Source organism: Pseudomonas sp. SST3, from assembly GCF_003325755.1.
The window spans coordinates 22,368-29,461 of sequence record NZ_QORI02000033.1; the positions used below are offsets into that span (position 1 = coordinate 22,368).

General features: G+C 56.5%; 15 protein-coding genes. All 15 read right to left on the reverse strand.

Going from position 1 to position 7,094, the window contains the following annotated elements; all coding sequences use genetic code 11:
* Positions 1–8: 8 nt before the first annotated feature.
* A complete protein-coding gene (gene rplE, locus DQ405_RS21505; RefSeq protein ID WP_019339970.1) occupies positions 9–548 on the reverse strand; it encodes a 50S ribosomal protein L5 in 540 nt (179 codons plus the stop codon).
* 19 nt (positions 549–567) lie between these two features.
* Positions 568–882 carry a 50S ribosomal protein L24 gene (rplX, locus tag DQ405_RS21510; protein ID WP_168426057.1) on the reverse strand — a complete coding sequence of 105 codons (315 nt, stop codon included), beginning with the start codon at positions 880–882 and terminating at the stop codon, positions 568–570.
* 11 nt (positions 883–893) lie between these two features.
* The gene (gene rplN / locus DQ405_RS21515) at positions 894–1,262 is read right to left on the reverse strand and encodes a 50S ribosomal protein L14 (protein WP_003289207.1); all 369 of its coding nucleotides are present in this window, start codon (positions 1,260–1,262) and stop codon (positions 894–896) included.
* A 23-nt stretch (positions 1,263–1,285) separates the two neighbouring features.
* Positions 1,286–1,552, reverse strand: a complete 267-nt coding sequence (gene rpsQ / locus DQ405_RS21520; RefSeq protein ID WP_029404618.1) for a 30S ribosomal protein S17 — start codon at positions 1,550–1,552, stop codon at positions 1,286–1,288.
* A gap of 2 nt (positions 1,553–1,554) precedes the next feature.
* Positions 1,555–1,746, reverse strand: a complete 192-nt coding sequence (gene rpmC / locus DQ405_RS21525; protein WP_003289209.1) for a 50S ribosomal protein L29 — start codon at positions 1,744–1,746, stop codon at positions 1,555–1,557.
* Positions 1,746–2,159, reverse strand: coding sequence for a 50S ribosomal protein L16 (gene rplP / locus DQ405_RS21530; protein WP_021209374.1), 414 nt, complete (start codon positions 2,157–2,159; stop codon positions 1,746–1,748). Before rplP ends, rpmC begins: the two co-directional genes overlap by 1 nt.
* A gap of 12 nt (positions 2,160–2,171) precedes the next feature.
* Entirely contained in the window at positions 2,172–2,858 is a 687-nt protein-coding gene (rpsC, locus tag DQ405_RS21535) for a 30S ribosomal protein S3 (protein ID WP_021209375.1), read from the reverse strand.
* A 13-nt stretch (positions 2,859–2,871) separates the two neighbouring features.
* A complete protein-coding gene (gene rplV / locus DQ405_RS21540; protein WP_003103908.1) occupies positions 2,872–3,204 on the reverse strand; it encodes a 50S ribosomal protein L22 in 333 nt (110 codons plus the stop codon).
* Between the two features lie 13 nt (positions 3,205–3,217).
* Complete coding sequence (rpsS, locus tag DQ405_RS21545) at positions 3,218–3,493, reverse strand: 30S ribosomal protein S19 (protein ID WP_021209376.1); 276 nt, start codon at positions 3,491–3,493, stop codon at positions 3,218–3,220.
* 16 nt (positions 3,494–3,509) lie between these two features.
* Positions 3,510–4,331, reverse strand: coding sequence for a 50S ribosomal protein L2 (gene rplB / locus DQ405_RS21550; protein WP_168426058.1), 822 nt, complete (start codon positions 4,329–4,331; stop codon positions 3,510–3,512).
* A 14-nt stretch (positions 4,332–4,345) separates the two neighbouring features.
* Positions 4,346–4,645: a 50S ribosomal protein L23 gene (gene rplW / locus DQ405_RS21555; protein ID WP_021209378.1), complete on the reverse strand. Its 300-nt coding sequence runs from the start codon at positions 4,643–4,645 to the stop codon at positions 4,346–4,348.
* The gene (gene rplD / locus DQ405_RS21560; RefSeq protein ID WP_019339977.1) at positions 4,642–5,244 is read right to left on the reverse strand and encodes a 50S ribosomal protein L4; all 603 of its coding nucleotides are present in this window, start codon (positions 5,242–5,244) and stop codon (positions 4,642–4,644) included. Before rplD ends, rplW begins: the two co-directional genes overlap by 4 nt.
* Before the next feature lie 12 nt (positions 5,245–5,256).
* Positions 5,257–5,892, reverse strand: a complete 636-nt coding sequence (rplC, locus tag DQ405_RS21565) for a 50S ribosomal protein L3 (RefSeq protein ID WP_168426059.1) — start codon at positions 5,890–5,892, stop codon at positions 5,257–5,259.
* 81 nt (positions 5,893–5,973) lie between these two features.
* Entirely contained in the window at positions 5,974–6,285 is a 312-nt protein-coding gene (gene rpsJ, locus DQ405_RS21570) for a 30S ribosomal protein S10 (protein ID WP_003186070.1), read from the reverse strand.
* A 148-nt stretch (positions 6,286–6,433) separates the two neighbouring features.
* A partial coding sequence (locus DQ405_RS21575) for an EF-Tu C-terminal domain-related protein (RefSeq protein WP_241730105.1) occupies positions 6,434–7,094 on the reverse strand: 661 nt, incomplete at its 5' end.

Genomic DNA, 7,094 nt, shown 5'->3' on the forward strand with positions numbered 1-7,094 from the left:
TACTCCAATTAGTTACGGAACGGGAAGTTGAAGGCACGCAGCAGCGCACGACCTTCTTCGTCCGTTCGAGCAGTAGTGGTCAGCGTGATGTCCAGACCACGCAGGGCATCGATTTTGTCGTAATCGATTTCCGGGAAAATGATCTGTTCTTTAACGCCCATGCTGTAGTTGCCGCGACCATCGAAGGACTTGGCATTCAGGCCACGGAAGTCGCGAACCCGAGGCAGGGAGATCGAAAGCAGACGATCCAGGAATTCATACATACGATCACTGCGCAGCGTCACCTTGACACCGATCGGCCAACCTTCACGGACCTTGAAGCCAGCGATGGATTTGCGAGCGTGAGTCACGACGACCTTTTGGCCGGTGATCTTTTCCAGGTCGGCAACTGCGTTGTCGATGATCTTCTTGTCACCGATCGCTTCGCCGATACCCATGTTCAGGGTGATCTTGGTGATGCGCGGAACTTCCATCACGTTGCCAAGCTGAAGCTCTTCCTTCAACTTGGGAGCGATTTGCTTCCGATAAACTTCTTTTAGTCGTGCCATGGTTATCTACCTAGCAGTCTCAAGCTTCAACCGGCTTTTGGGTCGACTTGAAGACACGAATTTTCTTGCCGTCTTCTACTTTGAAACCAACGCGGTCAGCCTTGTTGGTTTCGCCATTGAAGATAGCGACGTTAGAGGCGTGCAGAGGAGCCTCTTTTTCGACGATACCGCCCTGAACGCCCGACATCGGGTTCGGCTTGGTATGGCGCTTCACGAGATTGATACCACCGACAACCAGACGGTTGTCGGCGAGAACCCGGAGCACCTTACCGCGCTTGCCCTTGTCTTTGCCGGCGATGACGATGATCTCGTCGTTGCGACGAATCTTTTGCATGCGGCTTCTCCTTACAGCACTTCAGGCGCGAGCGAGACGATCTTCATGAACTTCTCAGAACGAAGCTCACGAGTCACCGGCCCGAAAATACGGGTGCCAATAGGCTCCTGCTTGTTGTTCAGCAGAACAGCAGCGTTGCCATCGAAGCGGATGATGGAGCCGTCCGGACGACGAACACCGTGACGGGTGCGGACCACAACTGCAGTCATCACCTGGCCCTTCTTGACCTTGCCACGAGGAATCGCTTCCTTGACGGTAACCTTGATGATGTCGCCGATGCCGGCGTAACGGCGGTGGGAACCGCCGAGCACCTTGATACACATGACGCGACGAGCGCCACTGTTATCCGCCACATCGAGCATTGATTGAGTCTGAATCATATAATTTCTCCGACCCCTAGCCCTTAGACTTCGACGGCACGTTCGACGACATCAACCAACATCCAGCACTTGGTCTTCGCCAGAGGACGAGTCTCACGAATCGTGACCTTGTCACCGATACGGCACTGGTTGGTTTCGTCGTGGGCGTGCAGTTTGGTCGAACGCTTCACGTATTTACCGTAGATCGGGTGCTTGACGCGACGCTCGATCAGAACGGTGATGCTTTTGTCCATCTTGTCGCTGACGACGCGGCCAGTCAGCGTGCGGACAGTTTTTTCAACTTCAGCCATGATCACTTACCTGCCTGCTGGTTGAGCACAGTCTTGACACGAGCGATGTCGCGCTTGACTTGCGAGAGCAGGTGAGACTGCCCCAACTGGCCAGTTGCTTTCTGCATACGCAGATTGAACTGGTCGCGCAGCAGCTCGAGCAATTGCTCGTTCAGCTGCTGAGCGGATTTTTCACGAAGCTCATTCGCTTTCATCACATCACCGTCCGCTTAACAAAGGAGGTGGCGAGCGGCAGCTTTGCAGCAGCCAGGGCGAATGCCTCACGCGCCAGCTCTTCGGAAACACCCTCGATCTCGTAGAGCACCTTGCCCGGTTGAATCTGGGCTACCCAGTACTCAACGTTACCCTTACCTTTACCCATCCGGACTTCCAGAGGCTTCTTGGTGACAGGTTTGTCGGGGAATACGCGGATCCAGATTTTGCCGCCACGCTTCACATGACGGGTCAACGCACGACGTGCGGACTCGATCTGGCGCGCAGTGAGACGACCACGAGCGACAGACTTCAGAGCGAACTCGCCGAAGCTGACTTTGCTACCGCGCTGTGCCAGGCCACGGTTGTGACCCGTCATCTGCTTGCGGAATTTTGTACGCTTTGGTTGCAACATTTGGCGTACTCCTTACTTGGCAGCTTTTTTACGAGGCGCAGGCGCTTGAGGCTTGAGCTCTTCATGGCGACCACCAATCACTTCGCCTTTGAAGATCCAGACCTTGACGCCGATCACACCATAAGTGGTGTGCGCTTCGTAGGTGTTGTAGTCGATATCGGCACGCAGGGTGTGCAGCGGCACACGACCTTCCCGATACCATTCCGTACGGGCAATTTCAGCCCCACCCAGACGACCGCTAACCTGGATTTTGATCCCTTTGGCGCCAATGCGGATCGCGTTTTGTACGGCGCGCTTCATGGCGCGACGGAACATCACGCGACGCTCCAACTGTTGAGCGACGTTCTGTGCTACCAGCATTGCATCGAGTTCCGGCTTGCGGATTTCTTCGATGTTGATGTGCACAGGCACACCCATTTTTTTGGTCAGGTCCTGACGCAGCTTCTCAACATCTTCACCTTTCTTGCCGATCACGATGCCGGGACGAGCGGTATGGATGGTGATACGTGCTGTCTGAGCCGGACGATGGATATCGATACGGCTTACGGACGCGCTTTTTAATTTGTCTTGGAGGTACTCACGCACATTCAGATCTGCAAGCAGATAATCGGCGTACGTACGACCGTCTGCGTACCAGACGGAGGTGTGCTCCTTGACGATTCCCAGGCGAATGCCAGTGGGATGTACTTTCTGACCCATCTGATCGACTCCGTTACTTGTCCGCAACCTTGACAGTGATATGGCAAGACCGCTTGACGATGCGATCAGCGCGGCCCTTGGCACGCGGCATGATGCGCTTAAGCGAACGCCCCTCGTTGACGAAAACGGTAGAGACCTTCAGGTCGTCCACGTCAGCGCCTTCGTTGTGCTCGGCGTTGGCCACAGCCGACTCCAGCACCTTCTTCATGATCTCGGCGGCTTTCTTACTGCTGAAAGCCAGCAGGTTGAGCGCTTCGCCCACCTTCTTCCCGCGGATCTGGTCGGCGACCAGGCGGGCTTTCTGGGCGGAGATGCGAGCGCCCGACAACTTAGCGGCTACTTCCATCTTTCCTTACCCCTTAGCGCTTGCCTTTCTTGTCCGCTACGTGCCCGCGATAAGTGCGGGTACCAGCGAACTCGCCGAGTTTGTGACCGACCATGTCTTCGCTCACAAGAACGGGAACATGTTGACGGCCGTTATGCACAGCGATGGTCAGACCGACCATTTGCGGCAGGATCATCGAACGACGCGACCAAGTTTTAACCGGTTTGCGATCATTCTTTTCCATCGCCACTTCGACCTTCTTCAATAGGTGAAGATCGATAAAAGGACCTTTTTTCAGAGAACGCGGCACTGTCGTATCCCTCTAGTTACTTGCGACGACGGACGATCATGTTATCGGTGCGCTTGTTAGAGCGGGTCTTCGCGCCCTTGGTCGGGAAGCCCCATGGCGACACCGGATGACGACCACCGGAGGTACGACCCTCACCACCACCGTGGGGGTGATCGACCGGGTTCATTGCCACACCGCGAACGGTCGGGCGAACACCACGCCAGCGCTTGGCACCCGCCTTACCCAGCGAACGCAGGCTGTGCTCGGAGTTCGAGACTTCACCCAGGGTCGCACGGCACTCGGCCAGCACTTTGCGCATCTCGCCGGAGCGAAGACGCAGCGTTACGTAAGCACCCTCACGCGCGACCAGCTGAGCCGAAGCACCAGCGGAGCGAGCAATCTGGGCACCCTTACCCGGCTTCAGCTCGACACCGTGAACGGTGGAACCCAGCGGGATGTTGCGCAGCGGCAAGCTGTTACCAGCCTTGATCGGCGCGTTGACGCCGGAGAGCAGCTGATCGCCAGCACTCACGCCCTTCGGGGCGATGATGTAACGGCGCTCACCGTCCGCGTACTTGAGCAACGCAATGTGCGCAGTACGGTTCGGATCGTATTCGACGCGCTCGACGATGGCCGGAATGCCATCCTTGTTGCGACGAAAATCGACCAGACGGTAATGCTGCTTGTGACCACCACCGATGTGACGAGTGGTGATGCGACCGTTGTTGTTACGACCGCCAGACTTCGACTTCTTCTCGAGCAGCGGAGCATAAGGAGCGCCTTTGTGCAGCTCCTGACCGACCACTTTGACCACAAAACGGCGGCCTGCGGAAGTCGGTTTGCATTTAACAATTGCCATGATGCACCCCTTCCTTACTCAGCGTTGCCGGAGAAATCGAGATCCTGGCCCGGCTGAAGCGCGATGTATGCCTTCTTCCAATCGTTGCGCTTGCCCAGACCGCGAGCGGTACGCTTGGTCTTGCCCTGAACATTCAGGGTGCTGACCTTGGCGACCTTCACGTTGAACAGGCTTTCGACGGCCTTCTTGATTTCCAGCTTGGTTGCATCAGTAGCAACCTTGAAAACGAACTGGCTCTTGCTGTCAGCCAGCATGGTTGCCTTCTCGGAGACGTGCGGACCAAGCAGGACTTTGAATACGCGTTCCTGGTTCATCCCAGCAGCTCCTCGAATTTCTTCACAGCCGACACGGTGATCAACACCTTGTCATAGGCGATCAGGCTGACTGGATCGGAACCTTGAACGTCACGAACATCGACGTGCGGCAGGTTGCGAGCCGCCAGGTACAGGTTCTGATCGACAGCATCGGAAACGATCAGTACGTCATTCAGACCCATACCGGTCAGCTTGTTGGCAAGCAGCTTGGTCTTGGGGCTGTCGACGGCGAAATCTTCAACGACGACCAGACGCTCGGAACGAACCAGTTCGGAAAGAATGGAACGCAGCGCTGCGCGGTACATCTTCTTGTTGAGCTTCTGCTCATGGTTCTGCGGACGAGCGGCGAAGGTTACGCCACCACCACGCCAGATCGGACCACGCGAGGTACCCGCACGCGCGCGACCAGTACCTTTTTGACGCCAGGGACGCTTACCGCCACCCGAGACATCGGAGCGAGTCTTCTGCTGCTTGCTGCCCTGACGACCGCCAGCCATATAGGCGACGACTGCCTGGTGCACCAGGGTCTCGTTGAACTCACCACCAAAGGTTTGCTCGGAGACTTCGATGGCTTGTGCGCCATTTACATTCAGTTGCATGTGAACTCCCCCTTACCCGCGAGCCTTGGCGGCCGGACGCACGACAACGTCACCACCCGTGGCGCCGGGCACAGCGCCCTTCACCAGCAGCAGGTTACGCTCTGCATCGACACGCACGATTTCCAGGGACTGCACGGTTACGCGCTCGGCGCCCATGTGCCCGGACATCTTCTTGCCCTTGAAAACACGACCAGGAGTCTGGCACTGGCCAATCGAACCCGGAACGCGGTGGGATACGGAGTTACCGTGGGTATTGTCTTGACCACGGAAGTTCCAGCGCTTGATGGTACCGGCAAAGCCTTTACCCTTGGACTGACCGGTGACATCCACCATCTGCCCAGCCTGGAAAATCTCGGCATTAATCTGATCACCAGCCTGGAACTCCTCGCCATCGAGACGAAATTCCCAGACGCCGCGACCGGCAGCCACATTCGCCTTGGCGAAATGACCGGCCTGAGCCTTGGTGACACGAGAGGCGCGACGCTCACCGACAGTAACCTGCACAGCGCGATAGCCATCGCTTTCTTCATTCTTGAACTGGGTGACGCGATTCGGCTCGATCTCGATGACCGTAACCGGAACAGAGACACCATCTTCGGTGAAAACGCGGGTCATGCCGCATTTACGACCGACTACACCAATAGTCATGTTGTAACCTCTTGAGTGTACGGGGCTTTCACCCGCTATGGCCGCCCATTTCAGAGCGTTACACGACTAAAACTCTTGGTTTTAGCCGAGGCTGATCTGCACTTCCACGCCAGCCGCAAGATCAAGCTTCATCAGCGCATCGACGGTTTTGTCGGTCGGCTGAACAATGTCCAGCACACGCTTATGAGTACGGATCTCATACTGGTCGCGCGCGTCTTTGTTGACGTGCGGAGAAACCAGAACAGTGAACCGCTCTTTGCGGGTCGGCAGTGGAATCGGACCACGCACCTGAGCACCAGTACGCTTCGCGGTTTCCACGATTTCCTGGGTTGATTGATCGATCAGGCGATGGTCAAAAGCCTTCAACCGAATACGGATTTGTTGGTTTTGCATTTTGACCTCAGACTCCAATTAGCCATCCCTACCAAACGCAATACGCCCGGTAAAAGGAGGCGCAATTGTACGGATGCGTCTAGGGGGTGTCAATAAATGATCAGCAATAGAAAAAGGGCCCCGAAGGGCCCTTTTCGACACCGAACGATTATTCGATGATCTTGGCAACCACGCCGGCACCAACGGTACGACCGCCTTCGCGAATCGCGAAGCGCAGACCGTCTTCCATGGCGATCGGGGCGATCAGGGTAACAACCATCTTGATGTTGTCGCCCGGCATTACCATCTCAACGCCTTCTGGCAGTTCGCAGTTACCAGTCACGTCAGTCGTACGGAAGTAGAACTGCGGACGGTAGCCCTTGAAGAACGGAGTGTGACGACCGCCTTCTTCCTTGCTCAGTACGTAGACTTCGCCTTCGAACTTGGTGTGCGGCTTGATGGTGCCCGGCTTGGCCAGAACCTGGCCACGCTCGACGTCATCACGCTTGGTGCCGCGCAGCAGCACGCCAACGTTCTCACCCGCACGACCTTCGTCGAGCAGCTTGCGGAACATTTCAACGCCAGTGCAGGTAGTCTTGGTCGTATCGCGGATACCCACGATCTCGATTTCTTCCTGAACCTTGACGATGCCGCGCTCGACACGACCAGTCACAACAGTACCGCGACCAGAGATCGAGAACACGTCTTCGATCGGCATCAGGAACGGCTTGTCGATGGCACGCTCAGGCTCCGGAATATAGCTATCCAGAGTCTCGACCAGCTTGCGCACAGCCGATACACCCATCTCGTTGTCGTCCTGACCGTTCAGA